Origin of the sequence: Haloarchaeobius litoreus, assembly GCF_024495425.1 — an archaeon.
Lineage (GTDB): Archaea > Halobacteriota > Halobacteria > Halobacteriales > Natrialbaceae > Haloarchaeobius > Haloarchaeobius litoreus.
On the sequence record NZ_JANHJR010000001.1, the window covers coordinates 199,366 to 222,428 of the forward strand.

Below are 23,063 nucleotides of genomic sequence, written 5' to 3' on the forward strand. Positions count from 1 at the left end.
GAACGGGACCGGGTCAGAATCGATCCGCGCGTCCGGACGCCGCCCAGGCGTTCGTCGGCGCGCCGTCCGGGACGCGCCCGGCGTGTCCACGGGTACCCCGCAGGCGACCCGCGAACGACCACTTCCTGCCCGACCACGTCTCCTCGCTGTCCTCCTCGGCGGCCTGCGCTTCGAGGTCCCGCAGGTGCGCCGCGACGACGGCCGCGATGGCGGCGGCCTCGTCGTCGGTCGCGTCGTCGGGCACGTCCAGCGCCGCGAGCAGTTCCCCGCTCATGGCTACAGCGGGATGTTGCCGTGTTTCTTGTCGGGCTGGTCCTCGCGCTTCGAGAGCAGCATGTCGAGGTCGTCGACGAGCCGCGAGCGCGTCTCCGTCGGCTCGATGACGTCGTCGAGGAAGCCCTGGTCGGTCGCCGTGTAGGGGTTCGCGAACTCCTCGCGGTACTCCTCGATGAGCTCGTCGCGCAGCTCGTCGGGGTTCTCGGCCTCCGCGAGCTCCTCGCGGTAGAGGATGTTGACCGCGCCCTGCGGGCCCATGACCGCGATCTCGGCGGTCGGCCAGGCGTAGTTCACGTCCGCACCGAGGTTCTTCGAGGCCATGACGCAGTACGCGCCGCCGTAGGCCTTCCGCGTGATGACGGTGAGCAGCGGGACGGTGGCCTCGGAGTACGCATAGAGGAGCTTCGCGCCGTGGCGGATGATGCCCCGGTGCTCCTGTTCGGTGCCGGGCATGTAGCCGGGCACGTCGACGAGCGTCACGATGGGGATGTTGAACGAGTCACAGAAGCGGACGAACCGCGAGCCCTTCATCGAGGCGTCGACGGTGAGCGTGCCCGCGTTCACCCGGGGCTGGTTGGCGACGACGCCGACGCTGTGGCCGTCGAGCCGGCCGAAGCCGACGACGATGTTCTTCGCGAAGTTCTCGGCGACCTCGAGGAACGAGCCCTCGTCGACGATGGAGCCGATGACGTCGACCATGTCGTAGGGCTTCTGCGGGCTGTCCGGCACGATGTCGAGCAGCCGGTCGTCCTCGCGGTTCGGGTCGTCCCACGGCTCGACGCGCGGCGGGTCCTCGACGTTGTTCGAGGGGAGGTACGAGAGCAGGTCGCGGATGCGGTCGAGCGCGGCCTCGTCGGACTCGCAGGCGAACTGCGCGACGCCCGTCTTGCTGGTGTGTGTCTTGGCCCCGCCGAGTTCCTCCTGTGTCACCTCCTCGCCGGTGACTGTCTTGATGACGCCCGGCCCGGTGATGTACATGTGGGCGCTGTCCTCGACCATGAAGATGAAGTCCGTGATGGAGGGGGAGTACACGGCCCCGCCCGCGCACGGCCCCATGATGCAGGAGATCTGCGGGACGACGCCGGAGGCGAGCTGGTTGCGGTGGAAGATGTTGGTGAAGCCCGCGAGCGAGTTCACGCCCTCCTGGATTCGCGCGCCGGCGGAGTCGTTCAGGCCGACGATCGGCGCGCCGACCTCCATCGCCATGTCCATCACCTTCGTGATCTTCTCGGCGAACACCTCGCCGAGCGAGCCGCCGAAGACGGTGAAGTCGTGGGCGAAGACGAACACCTTGCGGCCGTCGACGTCGCCGTAGCCGGTGACGACGCCGTCGCCGAGTATCTTGCGCTCCTCCATCCCGAAGTTGTGGGAGTCGTGGGTGCGCAGCTGGTCGAACTCGTGGAAGGTGCCGTCGTCGAGGAAGTACTCGATGCGCTCGCGAGCGGTCATCTTGTCCTTCTCGTGCTGGGACTCGATGCGGTCCTCGCCGCCGCCCAGCAGGGCCTCCTCGCGCAGTTCCTCGAGTTCCTCGATGCGGTCCTCCATCGTCACGGTGACCACCCAGCAGTCATTGCTCGAATCGTCTCCTACCTCGCCCAAAAGGTTTCCGTACTCCGCAACGTCGATCGTCGAAATTCCGCGGCAGTATTTGGGACGGCCGGCGGCAGGCCGTCGCGTCAGGCGGCGGCAGCGTAGCCGTCGCGGGTCCAGCGGACGAAGGCGACCACCGTGGCGGCGACGACGGTCCCCGCGAGCCCGAGCTGCCACGACGGGAGCGTGACGCCCAGCAGTTCGAACACGCCTACGAGCAGCGTGAAGGCGAGGAACGGCGGGATGACGACCCCGACGAGGAGCCGCCAGGCGTCGGCGAGCCCGGACGAGAACTGCGTCCCGCGGACGAACTCGTCGATGGCGTCGCCACCCAGCACCCACGCGGCGAAGACGACGAACGCGAACAGCCCGGTCGTGAGCACGAAGTCGACGACGGGACCGGCGAGTGCTTCGAACAGTTCGGGGGTGAACGCGCTGGCGGTCCCGGTGACGAGGACGACCGCGCCGACGCCGACGACCGCCTCCTGCCGGCTGCGGTCGCGCTCGTCGACGAGGTACGCGACGACGATCTCGAGCATGCTGATGGACGACGAGAGCGCGGCGAGCGCGACGACCGCGAAGAAGCCGAAAGCGGCGAGGCGACCGACCGGGAGCTCGGAGAACGCCCTGGCGACGCCGACGAACAGCGCACCCGGGCCGCTGGTCTCGACGTCCGCGCCGGGCGTCGAGAACAGCAGCGGGAAGACGACGAGCCCGGCGAGCACGCCGACGGCGGTGTTTAGCACCGCGACGAGGGTCGCGTCCGCCGGGAGCGAGCGGTCCTCGGCGACGTAGCTCGCGTAGGTTATCATCGTGCCAGCGCCGACGGAGAGGGTGAACAGGGCCTGCCCGGCGGCCGCGAGGACGATGTCGAGGAAGCTCGCCTGGATCGCGTCGAGGTCGAACGAGAGGTAGAACGTGTACGCCTCCGACGCACCGGAGAGCCCGCTGACCCACACGGAGAGCCCGATGAGCGCGAGGAAGACGATGGGCATCATCACCGTCGTCGCGCGCTCGATGCCGTCGCGCACGCCGCCGTAGACGACGCCCGCGGTGAGCGCGAGGAACAGGACGTGGAACGCGGCGGCCGTCGGCCCGAACGAGATGGCGCCGAAGTACGCGCCGGGGTTGTCGAAGTACGCGCCCGTCGGCGAGGCGACGAGGTAGCGGAGAATCCAGCCGCCGACGACGCTGTAGAACGAGAGCAGGACGAGCCCGGCGACGACGCTCAGGAGACCGACGTGCCCCCAGTTGCGCGAGCCGGAGAGGTCCCGCAGCGCGCCGACGGGGCTCTTCTGCGAGCGACGGCCGATGACGAACTCCGCGAGCAGGCCGGGGACACCGACCGCGAGGACGATGCCGAGGTAGACGAGCAAGAACGCGCTCCCGCCGTTCTCGGCGGTCATCCACGGGAACCGCCAGAGGTTCCCCAGTCCGACTGCGCTGCCAGCGGCGGCGAGGACGAAGCCGATACGCCCCGTCCACGATTCACGTGCCATTGGTAGCCTCGGGTCCGTCCCACCCCAAGAGCGTTACGAAGCTCGAATCGTCAACCGCTAAATATCACGGTTTTCAGGGCCTCTGTCGGACGTTTGTACGGTTCGGGGGTCGGGTGAATCGAAGCCGGCGCGGTCGGCACGCGCTGGCAGGAGGCACACGACTCCGTGTACCGGGCCGGCCCCTCGGGGAGTCCACGACGTAGCTATTTGTGACTCCCAGCCGAACCGTGGCGTATGTCACCACCACCCGACGACCTCGGGCCTGCCACGGAGATGTACCGCCACCGGGCGGACACGCTCGTCGACGACCGGGGCGACGGGCCCGCGCTCGTGCTCAGCCACGGGACGCTGATGGACCGGACGATGTTCCGACCGCAGCAGGATGCCCTCGCCGACGACTACCGCGTCGTCGCCTACGACAACCGCGCCCGCACCGACAACTGGCGGGGACCCTACGACCTCGACGACCTGACCGACGACTGCCGGACGCTGCTCGACGCGCTCGGGGTCGACTCCTGTGTCCTCGGCGGGATGTCGATGGGTGGGTTCATGGCGCTCCGGTTCGCGCTGCGCTACCCCGACAGCCTCGACGGCCTCGTCCTGATAGACAGCATGGCCCAACCCCACCCCGAGGCGGACCGCGAGCGCTACGGCGGGATGGTCGACCGCGCGAAGGCCGCCGACGAGCTGCCCCCGGACCTCGCCGAGGTCGTCGCACACATCCTGTTCGGGCCGACGACGAACGAGGAGCACCCGGAACTCGTGGACGCCTGGAAGAACCGCTGGCTCACCTACCCCGGCGAGGCGGTCCACGACGAGGTGCACTCGTGGCTGAATCGCCCGGGGGTCGTTGACCGACTCGACGAGATCGACGTGCCGACGCTCGTCGTCCACGGCGCGGAGGACCTCTCCATCGACCCCGAGTACGGCGAGTCGATGGCCGACGCCATCCCCGACGCCCGGTTCGTCGAGGTCCCCGGGGCCGGCCACTCCTCGAACGTGGAGAACCCCGAGGTCGTGAACGATGCACTCCGGGAGTTCCTCGACGAGGTGTACTGAACGGCTACGTCGACCCGCGGAAGTTTACGTATAGTGTAAACCCTCCACTGCCGGCGCGCGCCGCCGAGACTGCGCGAGCGCAGCGAGGCGACGAGCACGTCGGGGCTATCCGGCCGTCGCCACCACCAGTCGGTCCGGTGCACCAGACGACCCCGAACGCACTCAGACCGGACACCCGACAGCCGCCGAACACGAATCGAAGAAAGACACTTCCGAACAGCACCCACAGTCACGGGCATGCGCAGTGAAGAGGAGATACGGGAGCAGTACGAGTTCCTGATGGACGAACTGGACGACGAGGACATGAAACACGAGGGCGTCAAGCAGATGTTCACGTACTACAAGCGGGCGCTGGGCTGGGTGCTGGAAGAGGAGCACATCTGACAGCACGACCCACCACGGACACCCGGGAGCGTCGGACTTTTCTCACAGCCACCCGACGACGGCGACATGGACGTACGAATCGCGGGTGACGGACCGGCCGCCGAGGCGGTCGCGGCCGCGCTGGCGGACACGGACGCCGAGGCGTCGCCGGAGCGGGTCGCCCCCGACGGCATCGCCGGCGCGGACCTGGCGGTCGTCGTCGCGCCGACCGGGGACGACGCCCTCGTAACGGCAAACGAGACCGCCGACGGACCGTGGCTGGCGGTCGAACTGGGCGGCATCGGTGGCTATCCGGTCGCGGGGGTCGACGCCGCCGTGACCGGACTCGCGCCGGGCCGGGGCTGTTTCGACTGCCTGCGTGCGAGAGTCGGCTCGAACGCGAGCGAGATGGACGACGGGACCGTCGACCGGCCGACGGCGCGGCTCGCGGGTGCAGTCGCCGGGAGCGAGGCCGCCGTGGCCGTCGACGACGGGGACGACACGACGACAGACGACCTGGTCGGTCGCATCCACGAGCTCCCGCACGAGGACCGCCGCTTCCTGGCGGTTCCGGGCTGCTGTGGCACCACCGACGACCAGCTCAGGCGCGACCACGCCGACGTGAGCCTCGACGAGGCCCTCGAACGCGCCGAGCGAACCCTCGACGGGCGCGTCGGACTCGTCAGCGACATCGGCGAGCTGGAGTCGTTCCCGGCACCGTACTACCTCGCGACGACGGCAGAGACGTCCGTCTACTCCGACGCGAGCGCGCCCGGGCAGGCCGCCGGCGTCGCCGACGACTGGAACGCGGCGTTCATGAAGGCCGTCGGCGAGGCCCTCGAACGGTACAGCGCGGCAATCTACCGGAACTCGGAGTTCGAGCAGGCACCCCCGGCCATGGTCGGCAACGGCGTCTCGCCCGACGAGGTCGTCAGGGCCGACGACGCCCCGACGGTCGACCCCGACGCAGCGATCCCGTGGACGACGGCGACGGACCTCGCGACCGACGAGCGGGTCCCTATCCCGGCCGAACTCGTGCACTTCCCGCCGCCGGAGGAGCGCTACACGTCGGCAATCACGACCGGGCTGGGGCTCGGCACCTCGGGGGCCGACGCGCTCGTCGCCGGGCTCACGGAGGTCGTCGAGCGCGACGCGACGATGCTCGCGTGGTACTCGACGTTCGAGCCGCTCGAACTGCGCGTCGACGACGAGGACTACGAACGGCTGGCGCGACGCGCCCGCGCCGAGGACCTGGAGACGACCGCGCTGCTCGTCACGCAGGACGTGGACGTCCCGGTGGTCGCGGTCGCGGTCCACGACGAGGACGGCGACTGGCCGCGGTTCGCGGTGGGCTCGGACGCCGCGCTCGACCCGGTCGACGCCGCGCGGTCGGCGCTGGCCGAGGCGCTCCAGAACTGGATGGAGCTGCGCTCGATGGGCCGGGCCGACGCGAACCAGGAGTCCGGTGCGATCGGCCGGTTCGCGGACTTCCCCTCGGCGGCGACGGACTTCCTCGACGCCGGTGGCCCGATCCCGGCGAGCAGCGTCGGGCCGGACGACGCACCGTCCGGGACGGCCGCGGTCGACGCGCTGGTCGAGCGGGTGACCGACGCCGGGCTGACGCCGTACGCGAGCCGGCTGACACCGCCCGACGTGGAGACGGCGGGCTTCGAGGCGGTCCGGGTCGTGGTGCCGGGCGCACAGCCGCTGTTCACGGACGACCCGGCGTTCGGCGCGCGCGCCGACACGGTGCCGGAATCGCTCGGGTTCGAGGCGCGGCTGAACCGCCAGCACCACCCGTACCCGTGAGTCCTGAATCGGTCGCGTTCCGGGGGCTACCCGGGATTTAAGACGAACACACTCGTTGGTAGATACGGTGTGTCAACTTCTCACATGAGCGAACGTTCGGCGGCCGGGGGAGAGGCAGTATCGGAGTTCGAACTATCCTGTGCGACGTGTGGTGGGACGCTGTCACGGACGGCGGTCTCGGGCGACACCCTCGGCGTCGCCGTCGAACGGGAGGTCGTGCTTGCGGAGTGTGTCGACTGCGGCGAGCGGTACTTCCCGCGGGAGACGCTGGACGAGCTGACCTAGACGTACAGCGTCGCGCGGACCATGTCACGGGTGCCGGGGCCGAGGCCGACGGCGACGATTGCGACGAGCAGCATCACGGTGAAGCGTGGGCTGTCGTCGAACACCGTCTCGTCGAACACCCAGAGCACGAACGTGGCGGCGACCATCTTCACGACGAGGAACGGGAACGCGTCGAGGTAGGCGGGCAGGTACTGGCCGGCCACGTCGACGATGAACCGGTTGACCGGGTGCTTGCCCTGCAGGTTCGCCTGGCCGGTGAGCGCCGGCATCAGGTTCAGACCGACGAAGTTCGCGACGCCGTCGATGGCGTGGGCCCAGAGCACGACCAGACCCATGAAGCCGGTGCCCGCGTTGATGCTCGGTTTGAGCGTCTCGATGCCGTACCAGACCCCGCCCGCGACGACCGTCGCCCCGACGAGCACGACGACGGTCACCTGCGGGTAGAAGGAGACGTACGGCTGGGTAGCAGCGGCCCAGCCCAGGTAGACGAGGCTCGCGGCGAGGATGCCCGAGCCGATAGCGAACAGCGGGTACTCGAACTCCCTGTCGACGACGTTCTCGGCGAGAGAGACCGCGAGGACGACCGCCGCCAGCGCGACGAAGAAGACGGTGAAGTAGATGACCGGGCTGATGAGGAAGCTGTTCAGCGGGTAGTCGAAGATCGGTGAGTGGCCTGCCGCGAGACGGGCCTTGTCGTTCACGTCCTCGACGACCCGGAGGGTCCCGCCGAAGAACATGAACGGGAACAGCCCGTAGAACAGCGCCCGGTAGCGCTGGATGCGCAGGCGCTTGACCAGCAGGCCGACGCCGACGAGCATCAGCAGGAGGATGAGGGCGTACCCGATCTCGCTCACGACGGTGTAGCCGGGTTCGGCCACCGGCCCGAGGCCCGCGGGGACCGACCCACAGCTCTGGGGCTGGACCTGTGCGCCGTCGGCCCAGGCCACGCAGTTCCAGTTGTGTGCGTCGGCGTACACCGGCCCCCAGAAGTACTGCCAGACGAAGTTCGCGTACACCGTACGCGGGAACAGCACCGACCCGAGGCCGAACACGGCCGTCAGCAGGCCGACCGCGCCGACCCACGCCCGTTCGATGCCGATGCGGTCGATGAAGTCGCTCATACACCGACGGGCGGACGGACGGGCCATTACCCTTCTGGTCTCCCGTCGCGCGGTCACTCCGCGGTAACCGGACCGCTACTCCGCAGCGATGGGCAGCTCCTCCGACTCGTGGGGCGTCCCGAGGATGACCATCGTCTGCGAGCGCGCGAAGCCGTCCATCTGGGCGATGCGGTCGAACATCAGCTCCCGCAGCGCGTCGGCGTCCTCGGCGTACACGCGGGCCATCACGTCCCACTCGCCCGTCGTCAGGTGGACCTCCTGCACACCCTCTATCTCCTGCAGCCGCTCCAGTGTGTCCTGCTCGCGGCCCTGTTCGACGCGGAGCCCGACGATGGCGGAGATGCCGAGGTCGATGGCCTTCGGGTCGAGCTTCGCGTGGTAGCCCTGGATGACGCCGGCGTCCTCCAGTCGGCCGACGCGGTCGTGGACCGTCGCGCTCGACATGTCGATGCGACGGGCGATCTCGCTGAACGTCGTCCGGGCGTTCTCCTGGAGGATGCGGAGGATCTGTCTGTCCGTCTCGTCGAGTTCCATACCCCGTGGTACCGCCGACAGGGGAAAAAACGCGACCCTCCCGACCGGAGTTTTATCAGCTACCGTGGTGTACGTTCACGTTGGGCATGGAGCTCATAGATTCGGTCAGAGGCCTGTTCAGTACCGACGAACGAACGTTCCAGTACGTCTGTGACCGGTGCGAGACGGAGTTCGAGTCCACCAAGTCGGACATGTCGTCCGTGGCGTGTCCCGACTGCCGGTCGACGAAGATACGGGCAGTCTCGCCTGCGTGAGCCGTCCGGGCACGCTCACGCGCCGGACAGCCTCGCTACCGATGCCCTACCCCTGCCGCACGTCCTCGACAGCCTGTGCAGCGGCCAGCGCCTCCTCGTGGACCGCGCCGTTCGAGGCCACCAGCCCGATGCTGTCGTGCCGCCAGCGCTCGCCGTCGAGGTCGGTCACCGTGCCGCCGGCCTGCCGGACCATGTGGACGCCGGCGACGGTGTCCCACGGGTTCGCGTCGACGTTGGTGATGGTCGCCTCCAGCCCGCCCGAGGCGACCATCCCGAGCGCGGCCTGGGCGCAGCCGACCCGGCGCATGTCGCCGAACCGTTCGACGATCTCTCGGCAGGCCGTCGCGTACTCTTCGCGGCGACCGCGTGGCCACCAGATTGTCGGGCAGGCGACCGCACGCTCCGGGTCGCTCGTCTCGCTGACCGCGAGCTCGTCGCCGTTCAGCGCCACGCTCGCGTCGTCGGCCGTGTAGACGTCGTCCAGTGCGGGCAGGACGTTCGCCGCGGCGACGGGTTCGCCGTCGACGACCGCCGCGACGCTCGTGGCCCACACCGAGAAGCCGCGGACGTAGTTGTTCGTCCCGTCGATGGGGTCGATGATCCACGCCGGCCCCGAATCCGGTACCTCCTTCAGCTCGTCGTCCTCCTCGCCGACGATGGCGTCCTCGGGGAACTCGTCACGGATGGTCGAGACGACCTCGCGCTGGGCGTCACGGTCCGCCTGGGTCACCACGTCCGTCTTCCCGTCCTTCTCCTCTACCGCGATGTCGGTCCGGAAGCCCGCCTCGGCGACGGCCGCCCCGGAGCGTGCGGCACGCTCGACGAGCCGGGCGCGCGCTGCGTAGTCGGTCATGCACTCACTCGGGAGAGCCGCGCAAAAAGGCCCTCCGGTTTCAGGTCTGTGACACCTGCACGGCGGCACGCTCGCCCGAACCGACGCCGATTTGCCGGCGGACGTACACGAGCCGGGTATGAACAGGCTCGCGAAGCGACTCTACAACATCGCACCGGACCCCGTGACGCTCACACTCGCCGACGGCTCTTCGGTCCACCTCTCGATGCACCACGCCGAGTTCTTCCAGGACGACCTCGAGGCCGAGGGCGAGACCGACGACGGCACCACCTACCGCATCGTCGACGGTGACGACGACGAGACCCTGCTGGCCGCCCGCGAGACCGACGACGGCTGGGACGTGGTCGGCGACGTGACCGGCGTCGAGGCGGCCTGACCCGACCGTCGAGCTACCGAATCAGCGCCAGCAGCTCCCGTGCGTCCTCGAGTTTCTTCTGCCGGAGCTCCTCCTCGATGTCGGGCGTGTCCAGCCCCTCGAGTGCGGTGAGTGCCCGGTCCAGCCCGTGGATGCTTCGGACGAGTTTCTTGCCCTCCGTCTCGGTGATGTCCCCGTCCTCCAGCCGCTGCTTTCGCTGGAGCCGCTCCCGCCGGAGCTGGCTCTCCACTTCCTCGATGCGCTCGCGCTCGCTCTCGGGGATGGTGTCGAGACGTTTGCAGTCGAAGACGAACTCGCGCACGTCGACGGTCGTCCCCTGCACGGTCAGTTCGTCGGGCAGGTCCTTCCCGACCGTTCCCGACGGGCGACGCACCTCGTGGAGGAGCTCACGGCGTGTCTCGTCGTCCATGTTCGACACTTCCGCGACGCCCGTGAAATGTGTTCTGCGTGAACCGTTCTCGTCCGGGGACGGCCCGGCCGCTGGCCGGTCTGTCTTCGTGAGTGGTTTTGCGAGGGCAAGACGCTCCGTCTTGCCGCATTCGGCCGCGGACGTCGTCCGCGGCGTCATGCGAGGGAAGGGATTTGAACCCTCGGACCTCTACAGGAGCGGATCTTGAGTCCGCCGCCGTTTCCAGGCTTGGCTACCCTCGCACGTGTCCCAGTCTCGGCGTGGTGGCTGGTAAAACGTTGCGAACCGGCACGAACTACCGGCCGTCGCCAGAGTCCGCGCCCCCTGACCACCGCCCTTCAGATTGGCCACCCGACACGTTCCCGAGGAGACGTCTTGCGATTCCGACTCGAGACCGAAGGAGTATGCCGGGGGAGACCGTACGAAGAACTGATGGACGAACACACGCTGGACACCGGGGTCGCACCGCCCGCGACGGGCGACCCGGCGGGCTGGCGTGCCGACAGACCGGAGTCCAACGGCTGGGAGCACGGAACGCTCCGGCGCGCGGTCATCCACGGCGTGCGCCTCTACAACAGCGGCGAGTACCACGAGAGCCACGACTGCTTCGAGGACGAGTGGTACAACTACGGCCGCGGCTCCATCGAGTCGAAGTTCCTCCACGGGATGGTGCAGGTGGCCGCCGGCGCGTACAAGCACTTCGACTTCGAGGACGACGGCGGGATGCGGAGCCTGTTCCGGACCGCGCTCCAGTACTTCCAGGGCGTCCCGCCGGACTACTACGGCGTCGACGTGCTCGACGTTCGGACGACGCTCACGAACGCGCTGGAGGACCCGACGGTGCTGCACGGCTGGCAGATCGAACTCGACGGCGGGTTCCCGACCGCGGGCGAACAGGACTTCGAGTACGCCGAGCGGCTGGAGTGAGTCGGGGCAATGTGTGTTGGGACGGTACCTGATTAGAGAAACGGAATCAGTGAGCGGAATCTAGAAAAGATGCTGGAGTCACTCGCGGTATCGTCGGACGCTTCGGAATCGTCGCGGGCGATGCTGCCATCAAGGTTCACGTCCGGCGAACCGTCCCCTCCTTCCATACTCGATACGGTGCGTGCCGAATCATCGGGATCGATTGGAGAGGGTGACTCGACACCTGTCGACTCTCTGGCTGTCTGCTCTGCGGTCATCGGCTGGAAGTTGCTGTTAGCACAATTCCTGCATTCGACCGGGTTTTGGGCGTGTATCGTTCCGCAACGTTTACATTTCCAGTTCATCGTTCGTCAATCCAGTACCAGCGGTAGAATGGCCTCTCGTCTGCTCCTACTGGAGATTCGACATGCGTAGTCCAACTCACTGTGCCGTACCTTCATCTCTCAGGTAGAACACGCGGTGCGAATGTAATAATCCCGATGGCTCCGGGCTTCAGATACCATCTCTTTTCTCCAGTAACAGAACTGTCTCTCCCTACCCCGGGCAGGTGACAGGTTTCGCGGGGCGAGATGATAAATCGGGGGTTCGGGAAAGATGGACTGAACCGCGTACTCAGGCCGTCGTCGACTCCTCTTCCCCGTCATCGTCCGCCCGCTCGCGGCTGACGACCCAGATGCCGAGCGCCATCAGCGCGCCGCCGACGGCGAAGCCGGGACCGAGCGTCTCGCCGAGCAGGGCCGCGCCGAGGGCCGCGCCGACGACCGGCTGGGCGAAGAAGAACACCGAGATGGTCCCGGCCGGCACGTACTCCAGGCCCTTGTACCAGAGGTACCAGGCGGTCGCGGTCGCGCCGACGCCGAGGTAGAGCACGGCGAGAACGGACGTGGTGTCGGTCGGGAGCGACGCCAGCCCACCGGGCGTGCCGGCGAGTTCGACCGCCGACAGCGCGCCGAGCATCGGCACCGAGGCGACGGTGGCGTACGTCGCGGCCGCGAGTGCGGAGTACCGCCGGACGACGCGGACGCCCTGGACCGTGTAGGCAGCCCAGGCGACGCTCGCGGCGAGCAGGAGGACGACGCCGAACAGACTGCCCGAGCCGACCGCCGCGAGGTCGTACTGGCCGGCGACGACGGCCACCGTCCCGGCGAGGGCGATGGCGATGCCGGCGGTCTTCGCGGGCGTGACCCGCTCCCCGAGGACGACGGCACCGAGGAAGACGGTCGCGACGGGCGTCAGCACGGTCAGCAACGACGCCTCGCTCGCGGTGGTCAGCTCCGTCCCGACGAACTGCGTGGCGTTGGTGAGGGTGACCCAGGCACCGAGCGCGACGAACGTCGGCCAGTCGGCACGGTCGACCGTCGACCGACCGTCCCCCAGCCCGAGCACCGCGAGGAGGACGGCCGCCCCGACGGCCACCCGCAGGAAGCCGAGCGTGAGCGGCGGGATGCTGCCGAAGCTCCACTTGCTGACGACGTACATCCCGCCCCACAGCGCGGCCGCTGCGAGCGGGGCGAGCGCGAAGACGTAGCGTCTGATGTCGGTCACTGGTTGGGGTGAGACGATGGTGGGACGACGGAAGGCTGCTGCGGTGCGTGGCCGGGCTACGCGCCGAGGTACAGCTTCGAGACCTCCTCGTTGTCGAGCAGGTCATCGGCTGCGTCCTCGAACCGGACGGTGCCCTGGTCGAGCACGTAGCCGCGGTCGGAGATGCCCAGTCCCTTCTTCGCGTTCTGCTCGACCATGAGGATGGCGGTGTCGAGTTCGTTGACCGCCTGCACGTGCCCGAACACCTCGTCGGCCGTGTTGGGCGCGAGCCCGGCGGACGGCTCGTCGATGAGGAGCACGTCGGGCTCCATCACGAGCGCCCGTGCGAACGCGAGCACCTGCCGCTGGCCGCCCGAGAGGGTGCGCGCCTTCGACTTCCGGCGCTCGTCGAGCAGCGGGAACTGGTCGAACAGCTCCTGGATGACCCGGTCCAGTCCGCTCTCCCGGGCGACCCCGCCCATTCGGAGGTTCTCCTCGATGGTGAGCGAGCTGAACACGTTGTCCGTCTGCGGGACGTAGCCGATACCCTCGCGGACGATGTCCTCCGGTGCCATCCCGCCGATCTCGTCCCCGTGGTAGGTCACGGACCCGGTCCACGGCGTCAGCAGGCCGAAGGCGGTCTTCAGCACGGTCGACTTGCCGGCCCCGTTCGGGCCGATGAGGCAGACGATCTCGTTCTCGTTCAGGTGCAGCGAGAGGTCGGTGAGCACCTGGACCTCGCCGTAGCCGCTGTCGACGTCCGACAGCGCGAGGACGGGCTGGTCGCTCATGTGTCACCTCCGAGGTAGGCGTCGATGACCCGTTCGTCCGTCTGGACGGCGTCCGGCGGGCCCTCCATCAGCACGCTCCCCTGGTTCAGCACGACGACGGGGTCGGCCAGTTTCATGACGAACTCCATGTCGTGCTCGATGATACAGAACGTGGTTCCCTGCTCGTTGAGCCGGCGGATCTGCTCGGCGAGGTCGTTCCGGAGCGTCGGGTTGACGCCGGCGACCGGCTCGTCGAGCAGCAGTATCTCGGGGTCCGCGAGCATCGCCCGGGCGAGCTCGACCAGCTTCATCTGCCCGCCCGAGATGTCGGTCGCGGGCTGGGTCGCGAGGTGGTCGATCTCGAAATCTTCGAGGATGCGCTGGGCCTCCTCCATGTTGGCCGACTCGGCCTGGGCGACCTCGTCGGGCGCGGTGAACAGCTTCACGAACGACTCGCCGGGCTGTTTCCGTGGCCCGACGAGCATCGCCTCGCGGACGGTCATCCCCTCCAGCTTGCGCGGGGTCTGGAACGTCCGGATGAGGCCGGCGTCGGCGATCTCGTGGGGCTCCCGGCCGGTGACGTCGATGCCGTTGACCTCGACGCGTCCCCCGTCGGGCTCGTAGAAGCCCGAGATGAGGTTGAAGATGGTCGACTTGCCGGCCCCGTTCGGGCCGATGAGCCCGGTGATGGTGCCGCGCTCGACCGCGAAGCTCGCGTGGTCGGTGGCGACCAGGCCGCCGAAGCGCTTCTGCAGGTCGTCGACGCGGAGGACGATGTCCTCCTTCTCCATGTCGGCGCCCTCGTGGCGCTCGCGCATGGACGGTGTCTCACTCATCGGCACCACCCCGTGCCTCGCGGACACCGACGTCCGGACCCTCGGGCACGTCGTCGACGGTGCCCGGCCAGATGAGTTCGCGCTGTGGCGGGAGCAGCCCCTCCGGCCGGAAGCGCATCAGGAGCACGATGATGACCCCGATGAGCAGCAGCCGCATCGGGCCGCCGAAGCCGGCGAGCGAGAGGACGACCTCGGTCGCGCCCATGTCGAACGAAAGGGTGACCTGGTTGAGAAAGCGCGTCCCCTCGCGGATGGCGACGACGACGAAGCCGCCGAACAGCGCGCCGCGGTTCGAGCCGCTGCCGCCGAGGATGACCGCGACCCAGACGTAAAACGTCGTGATGGGGTCCAGGTCGCCCGGGCTGACGTACAGGTTCAGGTGCGCGTAGAACACGCCTGCCAGCGCCATGACGAGGCTGCCGAGCACGAACGACTGCATCTTGAACGAGTACGTGTTCTTGCCGAGCGCGCGGGCGAGGTCCTCGTCGGCCCGGATGGTCCGCAGCACGCGCCCCCACGGCGAGCGATGCACCCGCCGGAGCACGGCGTAGCTGATGCCGAGGAACACGAACACGAGGGAGACGTTCAACAGCGCGCGCCAGAACGGCGTCCCGAGCACGATCTCCTGGCCGAACGTGAACCCGAAGCCGAACAGCGGCTCCGCGATAGTGATAGTGCCTCCCGGCACGAGGTCGATGACGGTCTCGGGCATCGACTGCGGGAACGTCGCGAGCACCGGCCAGCCCTCGAAGAAGCTCGGGATGCCGCGGACGCCGGCGCTGCCGTTCGTCCAGTCCTGCTGGTTCAGCACGACGAGCCTGACGACCTCCGCCAGCCCCAGCGAGGCGATGGCGAGGTAGTCCGCACGCAGGCGCAGCGTGGGGATGCCGATGGCCAGCGCGATGACGGCGGCGACGACGAGCGCGACGATCAGACCGACCATGGGGTTGAACCCACCGGCGATGGGTGAGGAGCTCGCGCTCATCAGCGCGGTGCCGTACGCGCCGATGCCGAAGAACGCGGCGACGCTGAAGTTGATGAGCCCGGTGAACCCCCACTGGGAGTTCAGCCCGAGCGACAGCAGCGCGTACATGCTTGCGAGCCCGAGGAGGAACAGGAAGTACGACGGGTTCAGCCCGCCGGTCAGCAGGCCGAACACGAGGAACAGCGCGAAGCCGACGACGAACAGCGTGACACCCTGCTCGGCGCGGGTCAGGTCGGCGAACTCGTCGGTGGGATTGGCGAGCCAGCTCATGTCAGGTCGCCTCCCCCGCGATACCGTTCGGTCTGACGAGCAGGACGACGACCATGATGACGAAGACGACCGCCTCGGCGTACTCGATGCCGATGGGGATGCCGTAGTCGGTCAGGATGGGCATGAGCTGGTTGATCATCCCGATGAGGAATCCCCCGAGCATCGCGCCGTACACCGAGCCGATGCCGCCGAGGATGACGGCGGCGAAGATGAGCAGGAGCAGCGAGAAGCCCATCCGCGGGGAGAGCTGGTTGTAGAGTCCGAGGAACACGCCGCCGGCCCCCGCCAGCCCGGCCCCGATGACCCACGTCCAGAGCTTCACCCGGTCGGTCCGGATGCCGCTGACGCGGGCGAGTTCGGGGTTGTCCGCCATCGCGCGCATCTTCCGACCGAGATCGGTGTGCTGCAACAGCAGGTGCAGGCCGGTGACGAGGATAGCCGCCGAGAGGACGATGGCCACGTCGTGCTCGGTGATGCGGATGCCGTACGGGACGAGCCACTCGATGGGCCGGAGCGCCCCCACGTCGTACCGGGTGAAGTCAGCCCCGAAGCGGAGCTGGAGTATCGCACGGTAGATGAACGCGATACCGATAGAGGTGATGAGCATCCCGATGGACCCCACGTCCATGGGCTTGTAGACGATCCACTCCGTGACGACGGCGACGAGTGCCGCGACGGCGATGCCGGCGAGCAGCGCCACGAAGAAGCCGAACGGGAGCCCGAGCACCGCGCCGCCGAGGCTCCCGACCGCGCCGAAGGTCAGGAGCGCGGTGTAGGCCCCGATGGTCATCGTGTCCCCGTGTGCGAAGTTCGCGAAGTCCGCGATGCTGTACACCAGCGAGAGCCCGATGCTCCCGAGCACGATGATGCTGCTGAATATCAGACCGTTGGCGAGATAGTCCAGAAGGGGCATCGGTGGCTCAGCCTTCGATGAAGCCGATGCCGACGTAGTCGTGGTTCTGGACCTCGAGGATCTGCAGGAACCCCTTCGGGTCGCCGTTCTCGTCGAAGTCGATGGGACCGCTGACGCCCTGGTAGTCCACGTCGCTCGGGCCGCCGCCGTCGGCGAGTATCTGGTGAGCTGCCTCGTAGGAGGTCACCTGCTCGCCCTCGGGGCCGCTGACCTCGCGGACCGTCTCCTGCAGCGCCGCGCCGGTGAACTCGTCGGCCGCCTGGATGGCCAGCGCCGCGTTGATGACGCAGTCGTAGGCGTAGGCGGACCAGACGGTCGGCTGCTCGCCGTACTCCTCTTCGAACGTCGAGGCGAACTGCTGGTAGTTCTCCTCCTCGACCGGTGCGGAGGGGACGACGATCCTCATGCCGTTCATGCTGCCCTCCGGCGTGTTCTCCAGTACGTCCGTCCCGGAGACGGAGTCCGCACCGTACATCGGTGCATCGTACCCGCTGGAGTACATCTCGTTGACCATCGTGGTGAACTCCGGCTGGTACGTGATGAACAGCCAGGCGTCCGCCCCGGAGCTGTTCATCTGCGAGACGACGCTGGAGTACGACTGCTGCTCCTGGTCGTGGGAGTTGTTGTACGCGATCTCCCCGTCCCAGTTCGCGACGAACGCGTCGGCGAGGCTCTGCCCGTAGTCGTTGTTGACGTACGTGACGGCGACCGACTCGTGCCCGTCGTCGGCCATGATGTTCGCCAGCGCGAGCGACTGCGTCCGGCCCGTCGGCGACATCCGGAGCAGCCCCGGGAAGTCGGTCAGGCTCAGCCCCGTGGAGTTCTGGCTGAGCTGGACCACGTCGGTGCCCTGGACGACGCTCTCGTAGATGGCCAGCGAGACGCCCGAGCCCACCGCGCCGATGAGGAAGGGGACGCCGTCCTGGTTGACGAGCTTCTGCGCCGCCGAGACACCGCCCTGTGGTTCGGAGGCGGAGTCCTCGACGATGATGCTGAGCTCGCCGTCCTTGAGGCCGACCTCGTTGACGTCGGCGAGCGCGAGGTCCTTCCCGCGCTGGTTGCGCTGGCCGAACGCGGACAGCGAGCCGGTGGTCGCGTCGACCATCCCGATCTCGTACGTCATGCCGCCGCCGCCACCACCGCCCCCGTCGGTCGTCTCGGTCTCGTCGCCACCACCATCGGTCGGCGTGTCGGTGTCACCGCCGTCGTCGTTGTTCGTGCTGATACAGCCAGCCAGTGCCGCGATGCCCGCGCCACTGCCGACCTTGAGTACTGTTCTTCTGTCCATATCTCCCGTGCTGTCTGGTGTCATGGTCTATGCTGAGTAATTATACGGGTGGAGTTAACCCCTCACCTACCATGGTCGGGGCCTCCACGCGTCCTTGGTGTGTGGTAACGATAACCTCGTCGCATGTGTGTTGTTCTCACCCAAGGAATATATTCATTTCCCAGCCCACAGAAGGAATTGGTCGGGTCACGGTATAGGGGGATGGAGCACCCAGATGAATGTCATGATACCACCCATCGCGAACAACTTCGTCGCCGGCGAGACACCGGCGGAGGCGGTCCAGCACGCCCGCGAGCTGAACCGGCGCGGCGTCGCCGTCATCCTGAACCTGCTCGGCGAGCACTACGACGACCGCGCCGACGCGGACGCCGACGCCGACGCGTACGTCGACCTCGCCGAGTCCATCGCCCACGACGACCTCGACGCCTGCATCTCGGTCAAACCCAGCCAGATCGGACTCTCGCTCTCGGACGATGCCTTCCGCGAGAACCTCGCCCGAATCGTCGACGTCGCCGACGAGCACGGCGTGTTCGTCTGGATCGACATGGAGGACCACCCGACGACCGACGTGACCCTCGACGCGTTCGAGCGCCACGCCCGCGAGACCGGGGGCAACGTCGGCGTCTGCGTGCAGGCGAACCTCAGACGGACCAGCGAGGACCTCGAACGGCTCGCCGACCTCCCGGGGAAGGTCCGGCTCGTGAAGGGTGCTTACGACGAACCCGGCGACATCGCCTACCGGAAGAAGGCGAAGGTGGACGAGGTGTACCGCGACCTCCTCCGGTTCATGTTCGAGGCGTTCGACGACGGCGTCGCCGTCGGCAGCCACGACCCGGCGATGGTCGACTACGCCGCCGAGCTCCACGCCGAACACGGCACCCCCTACGAGGTGCAGATGCTCATGGGCGTGCGCGAGGAGGCCCAGTTCGACCTCGCCGCGGAGGGCGTCGAGGTCTGGCAGTACGTCCCCTACGGCGGCAAGTGGTTCTCGTACTTCTACCGGCGGGTCCGCGAGCGCAAGTCGAACGCGCTGTTCGCGCTACGGGCCGTGGTCGGGCGGTGAGTTCGCCAGCCGTCTCGATTTCACGGTTCGGAACCCGCTCTCGTGCGTACGCTTTTGTCTTCGCTCCCGCAACTATCGGACATGTCTCGGCGTCTCCGTAGCTGGCTCTCCGGGCGGTTCGGCGGCGAATCCGACGGCGAGGACGACAGCACGGACGACGAGTCTGAGACGGGTCGGTTCGTCCCCTCGCCGCTCGACCTTTCGGTCCGTTTCGCCCACGGGAGCGGCGACAGCAACGTCGACCGCGAGCTGACCAAGGTCCACGATGAGGCCAGACGGCTCGACGAGGAGCGACGGCGGGACTGATTCTCACGACGACAGGGTGGGCGTCTCAGGTATCCTGCTCGGGCGCCATCGTCTCCGGCTCACGCCCCGATTCGTGCTCTCGCACGAACCGCTCGGTCTCCCGCCTGACGAGGACCGGGAACCGCCGTGCGAGCGCCAGCCCGATTCGCGTGACCCAGTCGGTCATGACGACCGGCTTCGTCGACTCGACCTTCCGGGCCAGCTTGCGGCCCACGTCGGCCGGGTCGCTCATCATCGACTCGTCGTAGTCGAGCGTCGCTGCCGACCGGGTGTTCGCCAGCCGCGGGTGCATCACCGAGCAGGAGACGCCCGTGTTCCGGAGCTCCAGCCGGAGCGACTTCGTGAGCGCCTCTATCGCGCCCTTCGAGGCACCGTAGGCGGTGAGGCCGGGATTGCCGACCAGACCGACGCCGGAGCTGACGTTGTGGATCTTGCCCTCGTCCCGTTCGAGCATGTGGGGCAGGACGGCGTGGATGGTGCGGACGTAGCCGAAGCAGTTCACGTCGAACACCTCCTGCATGTCCGCGACGGTCTGGTTCTCGAAGAAGCCGAACTGCAGCACCGCGGCGTTGTTGACGAGGATGTCGACGCGTTCCCACTCGTCGAGGACGGCGTCTACCGCCGCCTCGACGTCGTCGTCGCTCCGCACGTCGCACTCGTGGTAGCGGACCCGGTCGGGGTACTGGTCCCGGAGCGGTCGGAGGTTCTCCACGTTCACGTCGAGGCCCGCGACGCGATACCCGTCCCCGGCCAGCGTGGCGGCCATGTGGTGGCCGATGCCCTCGTTGGCACCGGTGAGAACGACGACGCGGTCCGCGTCCGTGGATACCATCGTGTCGGACAATGGCGACCCAGAGCTATCGACTCGTCGGTGGTCGGTCTCCCGGGTCGCCACCACCCGGCCGCCCGACAGTGCCCCCGTCTCCGATGGATGGGAACTGGAAACCGTAGTTATGTGCATGACTCACGTATCCTCGACCGAGGCCTTCATGCCAGCTCCCAGAGCACCACCCGACACGACGTCGTTCCCGGCCGGCGAGTCCCTGGAGAATCAGGCGACGTTCCTCGTCCGGTACGCGATTCTGGCACCGTCGAGTCACAATTCGCAGCCGTGGGCGTTCGCGGTCACGGAGGATTCGGTACTGGTCTACGCGGACGAGTCCAGACGCCTCGACGTCGCCGACCCCGACGGTCGCGAGCTGCTCCTGAGCGTCGGCTGTGCGCTTGAGAACCTCGTCGTCGCGGCCCGGCGGTTCGGGCTAGAGCCGACCGTCGAGTACGGCGCGTCCGAGGAGTCCCCACCGTCGGGCGGGGACCACCTTCGGCACGTCGCGACCGTCCGGCTCGATTCGGCAGGGTTGACCGACGAGGGAGCGGTGCAGACGGAACTGTTCGACGCCATCGGGAACCGCCGGACGAACCATCGGCCCTTCGAGGACCGCCCCGTCGCCGAGTCGGTCCTCGCGCGGTTCGAGGAGTACGCCGCGACCGATGGACTGGGACTCGAGCTGGTGACCGACCCGACACAGCGACGGGAAATCGCGACGCTGCAGACCCGCGCCGACGAGCACCAGTTCGACGACCCCGCGTACCGACGGGAGCTGGGCCACTGGATCGGAACCGGCGCACTCGGTGCGAGCTGGTTGACGGCCCGCATCGGCCAGCTGGCGGTGAGCCACCTCGATATCGGCGAGCGGGAGGGGCGGAAGAACTCGAAGCTCGTCACGAGTGCGCCGGTCGTCGCCGTGCTGACTACCGAGTCCGAGGACGTGCCGACCCTGCTTCGGGTGGGACAGGTGTTCGAGCGCGTTGCCCTCGCCGCCACGAGCGAGGGACTGGCGGTCCACCCGATGAGCCAGATACTGGAGGTCGACGAGTTTCGTACCGAACTGACCGCGCTGCTCGGGCTCGAGGACCAGACGCCCGTACACCTCTTCCGTATCGGCTACGCCGAGCCCGGATCGACCCGAACGCCCCGCCGGCCGCTCGAAGACGTACTGCGGTGACGGCGGTCGGGGTGAGGCTGCAACCGACTGGGGGGTCAGACACCGCTCTCGGTCCAGGAGAACAGGTCCGTAAGGGTGTCGCGTCCCTCCGCTACGGGTCGAGCAGCTTCGCCTCGGCCTTGCGCAGGTGTTCGAGCAGCGTCGTCTTCGAGATGTCCATGTCGTTGGCGAGCTCGCGGGTCGAGGTGCCGCGTGGCCACTCGAAGTAGCCCGCGTCGCGAGCGTGCTCGAACACCTCGCGCTGTGCGGCGGTGAGCGTGTCGAGGCGCTGCTCGCGTGGCGACTTCGTCGACTCCGACGAGGTGATGGAGGAGACAGTCACCTCCGCTTCCGCCTCCTCGCGGACGCAGTCGAGTTGGTCCTGTATCTCGGTGCGCTCGCCGGCGAAGCCCACCTGCCACTCCTCACGGCCGTCCTCGATGCGGACGGGTGCGCTGTGGACGAAGCCGTGCTGGAGCAGCGTCGGGCAGACCATGTCGTCCGGGTTGTACTCGAGGAAGAACTCGCGGACGACGTTGCCCGGAGCGTTGCGTGCCCGCCCGAATCGCTGCTGGAGCTCCTGGACCTCGCCGGCGTGGTCGGTCTCGCGGATGGCGTCGAGCAGCCGCTCGACCTCGCGTTCGGTCGAGCCGTAGGCGGTGAACAGTCCGTTGACGGTGTTGGCCGGTAGTGCGTCGGCTCGGGGCGAGTCGTAGATCGCGTGGGCGAGGACACCTCCGTTTCGTCGGTCTGTCGCTTCGATCGCCCAGCAGTTCGGGTGCCACAGTTCCAACGTCAGTCTCGTTCCCGGTGTCTGGTCGGCCAACGCCATAGATTTTTCTGCCTCTGCAGTGTCTTGTGTGTGTCGGCCTAACAGACCCCGACCGACCATGGTCGGGACGGGCCGAATCGCGCCGACCGGTTCGAACGGTTTTACTCCCCCCGACCCCTGGGACGTGACGAATGCAGGTGACGAAGCTGGGGGAGGGCCACGCCGAGGTCGCCATCGTCGGCGGTATCCACGGCGACGAGCCCTGTGGTATCCGAGCCATCGAGCGACTGCTGCGGGACGTCCCCGAGGTGCGCCGCCCCGTCAAGCTGGTATTCGCGAACGAAGAGGCCACCGAACGGGGCGTCCGCTACGTCGAGGAGGACCTGAACCGGGCGTTCCCGGGCTACCCGGACGGTGAGACACACGAGAAGCGCCTCGCGTACGACCTGGCCCACGAGATAGAGGGGTGTCGGACGCTGGCGCTGCACTCCACGCAGTCCCACGCCGAGCCGTTCGCGGTGGTCGACGGCGTCGACGACTTCGCCCGGGCGGTCTGTCCGCGGCTCCCGGTCGCGTCGGTGGTCGAGACCGGGCGGTTCGTCGAGGGACGCATCTTCAAGGCCGTCCCGGACACCATCGAGGTCGAGTGCGGGCTCCAGGGGAGCGAGGACGCCGCCGCGAACGGCTTCCTGCTGGTGCTCTCGTTCCTCACCGCGACCGGGGTGCTCCCGGGCGTCGCGCCCGCCAGGGACACGCCGGTGTTCCGGCTCGTCCGGCGAATCCCGAAGGGGGCCGCGAACGAGTACGAGGTGTTCGTCGAGAACTTCCAGCGCGTCGAGAAGGGCGAGACGTACGCGGCCGTCGACGGCGAGACCGTCGTCGCGGACGAGCAGTTCTACCCGGTGCTCATGTCCTCGTCCGGTTACGAGGACGTGTTCGGCTACGCGGCCGACAGGGTCGGCTACGTCGGCTGAGCCGGTAGCTCGTCCCGTGTTC

The 23,063-nt window shown here is 68.1% G+C and carries 26 protein-coding genes and 1 tRNA gene; 11 read left to right on the top strand and 16 right to left on the bottom strand.

Annotated elements, in window-relative coordinates:
- Positions 1-13: 13 nt before the first annotated feature.
- The 3 genes from NOW55_RS01115 to NOW55_RS01125 all read right to left on the bottom strand — a co-directional run bounded on the left by NOW55_RS01115 (position 14) and on the right by NOW55_RS01125 (position 3,365).
- Positions 14-274, bottom strand: a complete 261-nt coding sequence (locus NOW55_RS01115) for a DUF8022 family protein (protein WP_256398206.1) — start codon at positions 272-274, stop codon at positions 14-16.
- 2 nt (positions 275-276) lie between these two features.
- Complete coding sequence (locus NOW55_RS01120) at positions 277-1,821, bottom strand: acyl-CoA carboxylase subunit beta (protein WP_303648628.1); 1,545 nt, start codon at positions 1,819-1,821, stop codon at positions 277-279.
- 131 nt (positions 1,822-1,952) lie between these two features.
- The gene (locus NOW55_RS01125) at positions 1,953-3,365 is read right to left on the bottom strand and encodes a sodium-dependent transporter (protein WP_256398208.1); all 1,413 of its coding nucleotides are present in this window, start codon (positions 3,363-3,365) and stop codon (positions 1,953-1,955) included.
- Positions 3,366-3,599: 234 nt separating this feature from the next.
- On the opposite strand from NOW55_RS01125, the gene NOW55_RS01130 reads away from it, so the two are divergent.
- From NOW55_RS01130 to NOW55_RS01145, 4 genes are all read left to right on the top strand, one after another.
- On the top strand, positions 3,600-4,424 hold the full coding sequence (locus tag NOW55_RS01130) for an alpha/beta fold hydrolase (protein ID WP_256398209.1): 825 nt from the start codon (positions 3,600-3,602) through the stop codon (positions 4,422-4,424).
- A 237-nt stretch (positions 4,425-4,661) separates the two neighbouring features.
- Positions 4,662-4,808, top strand: coding sequence for a DUF8555 family protein (locus NOW55_RS01135; RefSeq protein ID WP_256398210.1), 147 nt, complete (start codon positions 4,662-4,664; stop codon positions 4,806-4,808).
- Positions 4,809-4,874: 66 nt separating this feature from the next.
- Positions 4,875-6,596, top strand: coding sequence for a YcaO-like family protein (locus NOW55_RS01140; protein ID WP_256398211.1), 1,722 nt, complete (start codon positions 4,875-4,877; stop codon positions 6,594-6,596).
- Positions 6,597-6,680: 84 nt separating this feature from the next.
- Positions 6,681-6,881: a hypothetical protein gene (locus tag NOW55_RS01145; RefSeq protein WP_256398212.1), complete on the top strand. Its 201-nt coding sequence runs from the start codon at positions 6,681-6,683 to the stop codon at positions 6,879-6,881.
- Here NOW55_RS01145 and NOW55_RS01150 read toward each other — a convergent pair.
- Positions 6,878-8,002: a DUF63 family protein gene (locus NOW55_RS01150; protein WP_256398213.1), complete on the bottom strand. Its 1,125-nt coding sequence runs from the start codon at positions 8,000-8,002 to the stop codon at positions 6,878-6,880. The two genes, NOW55_RS01145 and NOW55_RS01150, sit on opposite strands and share 4 nt — an antisense overlap.
- A 75-nt stretch (positions 8,003-8,077) precedes the next feature.
- Positions 8,078-8,536, bottom strand: coding sequence for an Lrp/AsnC family transcriptional regulator (locus NOW55_RS01155; protein WP_256398214.1), 459 nt, complete (start codon positions 8,534-8,536; stop codon positions 8,078-8,080).
- A gap of 86 nt (positions 8,537-8,622) precedes the next feature.
- On the opposite strand from NOW55_RS01155, the gene NOW55_RS01160 reads away from it, so the two are divergent.
- Positions 8,623-8,790, top strand: a complete 168-nt coding sequence (locus tag NOW55_RS01160) for an FmdB family zinc ribbon protein (protein ID WP_256398215.1) — start codon at positions 8,623-8,625, stop codon at positions 8,788-8,790.
- A gap of 46 nt (positions 8,791-8,836) precedes the next feature.
- Here the strand turns inward: NOW55_RS01160 and NOW55_RS01165 are convergent, their stop codons facing one another.
- Positions 8,837-9,643, bottom strand: a complete 807-nt coding sequence (locus tag NOW55_RS01165; protein ID WP_256398216.1) for an inositol monophosphatase family protein — start codon at positions 9,641-9,643, stop codon at positions 8,837-8,839.
- A gap of 118 nt (positions 9,644-9,761) precedes the next feature.
- Here NOW55_RS01165 and NOW55_RS01170 point away from each other — a divergent pair, with 118 nt between their 5' ends.
- Positions 9,762-10,019, top strand: a complete 258-nt coding sequence (locus NOW55_RS01170; protein ID WP_256398217.1) for a DUF8072 family protein — start codon at positions 9,762-9,764, stop codon at positions 10,017-10,019.
- A gap of 13 nt (positions 10,020-10,032) precedes the next feature.
- On the opposite strand, the gene NOW55_RS01175 is transcribed toward NOW55_RS01170, so the two are convergent.
- Both NOW55_RS01175 and NOW55_RS01180 read right to left on the bottom strand, forming a co-directional pair.
- Complete coding sequence (locus NOW55_RS01175) at positions 10,033-10,428, bottom strand: DUF5788 family protein (RefSeq protein WP_256398218.1); 396 nt, start codon at positions 10,426-10,428, stop codon at positions 10,033-10,035.
- Positions 10,429-10,586: 158 nt separating this feature from the next.
- Positions 10,587-10,670: transfer RNA gene (locus NOW55_RS01180), tRNA-Leu, on the bottom strand.
- Between the two features lie 190 nt (positions 10,671-10,860).
- On the opposite strand from NOW55_RS01180, the gene NOW55_RS01185 reads away from it, so the two are divergent.
- Positions 10,861-11,355 (top strand): DUF309 domain-containing protein, encoded by a 495-nt coding sequence (locus NOW55_RS01185; protein WP_256398219.1) that lies wholly within the window; start codon positions 10,861-10,863, stop codon positions 11,353-11,355.
- Positions 11,356-11,967: 612 nt separating this feature from the next.
- Here the strand turns inward: NOW55_RS01185 and NOW55_RS20700 are convergent.
- The 6 genes from NOW55_RS20700 to NOW55_RS01215 are packed head-to-tail and all read right to left on the bottom strand — an operon-like array spanning position 11,968 to position 17,965.
- Positions 11,968-12,900, bottom strand: coding sequence for a DMT family transporter (locus NOW55_RS20700; RefSeq protein WP_256398220.1), 933 nt, complete (start codon positions 12,898-12,900; stop codon positions 11,968-11,970).
- A gap of 56 nt (positions 12,901-12,956) precedes the next feature.
- On the bottom strand, positions 12,957-13,670 hold the full coding sequence (locus tag NOW55_RS01195; RefSeq protein ID WP_256398221.1) for an ABC transporter ATP-binding protein: 714 nt from the start codon (positions 13,668-13,670) through the stop codon (positions 12,957-12,959).
- Entirely contained in the window at positions 13,667-14,485 is an 819-nt protein-coding gene (locus NOW55_RS01200) for an ABC transporter ATP-binding protein (protein WP_256398222.1), read from the bottom strand. The genes NOW55_RS01195 and NOW55_RS01200 overlap by 4 nt, the downstream gene beginning before the upstream one ends.
- The gene (locus NOW55_RS01205) at positions 14,478-15,740 is read right to left on the bottom strand and encodes a branched-chain amino acid ABC transporter permease (RefSeq protein WP_256398223.1); all 1,263 of its coding nucleotides are present in this window, start codon (positions 15,738-15,740) and stop codon (positions 14,478-14,480) included. The genes NOW55_RS01200 and NOW55_RS01205 overlap by 8 nt, the downstream gene beginning before the upstream one ends.
- A 1-nt stretch (position 15,741) precedes the next feature.
- A complete protein-coding gene (locus tag NOW55_RS01210) occupies positions 15,742-16,653 on the bottom strand; it encodes a branched-chain amino acid ABC transporter permease (protein WP_256398224.1) in 912 nt (303 codons plus the stop codon).
- A gap of 7 nt (positions 16,654-16,660) precedes the next feature.
- Positions 16,661-17,965, bottom strand: coding sequence for an ABC transporter substrate-binding protein (locus NOW55_RS01215; RefSeq protein ID WP_368407680.1), 1,305 nt, complete (start codon positions 17,963-17,965; stop codon positions 16,661-16,663).
- Between the two features lie 199 nt (positions 17,966-18,164).
- Between NOW55_RS01215 and NOW55_RS01220 the strand changes: the two genes are divergently transcribed.
- Together NOW55_RS01220 and NOW55_RS01225 are read left to right on the top strand one after the other, a co-directional pair.
- The gene (locus tag NOW55_RS01220; RefSeq protein WP_256399329.1) at positions 18,165-19,004 is read left to right on the top strand and encodes a proline dehydrogenase family protein; all 840 of its coding nucleotides are present in this window, start codon (positions 18,165-18,167) and stop codon (positions 19,002-19,004) included.
- A gap of 81 nt (positions 19,005-19,085) precedes the next feature.
- A complete protein-coding gene (locus NOW55_RS01225) occupies positions 19,086-19,310 on the top strand; it encodes a hypothetical protein (RefSeq protein ID WP_256398226.1) in 225 nt (74 codons plus the stop codon).
- A 25-nt stretch (positions 19,311-19,335) separates the two neighbouring features.
- Here the strand turns inward: NOW55_RS01225 and NOW55_RS01230 are convergent, their stop codons facing one another.
- Positions 19,336-20,142, bottom strand: coding sequence for an SDR family NAD(P)-dependent oxidoreductase (locus NOW55_RS01230; RefSeq protein ID WP_256398227.1), 807 nt, complete (start codon positions 20,140-20,142; stop codon positions 19,336-19,338).
- A gap of 157 nt (positions 20,143-20,299) precedes the next feature.
- On the opposite strand from NOW55_RS01230, the gene NOW55_RS01235 reads away from it, so the two are divergent.
- On the top strand, positions 20,300-21,316 hold the full coding sequence (locus NOW55_RS01235) for an Acg family FMN-binding oxidoreductase (protein WP_256398228.1): 1,017 nt from the start codon (positions 20,300-20,302) through the stop codon (positions 21,314-21,316).
- A gap of 91 nt (positions 21,317-21,407) precedes the next feature.
- Here the strand turns inward: NOW55_RS01235 and NOW55_RS01240 are convergent, their stop codons facing one another.
- Positions 21,408-22,127, bottom strand: coding sequence for a helix-turn-helix domain-containing protein (locus tag NOW55_RS01240; protein ID WP_256398229.1), 720 nt, complete (start codon positions 22,125-22,127; stop codon positions 21,408-21,410).
- Between the two features lie 131 nt (positions 22,128-22,258).
- Between NOW55_RS01240 and NOW55_RS01245 the strand changes: the two genes are divergently transcribed.
- The gene (locus NOW55_RS01245; protein WP_256398230.1) at positions 22,259-23,041 is read left to right on the top strand and encodes a M14 family metallopeptidase; all 783 of its coding nucleotides are present in this window, start codon (positions 22,259-22,261) and stop codon (positions 23,039-23,041) included.
- Positions 23,042-23,063: the final 22 nt, after the last annotated feature.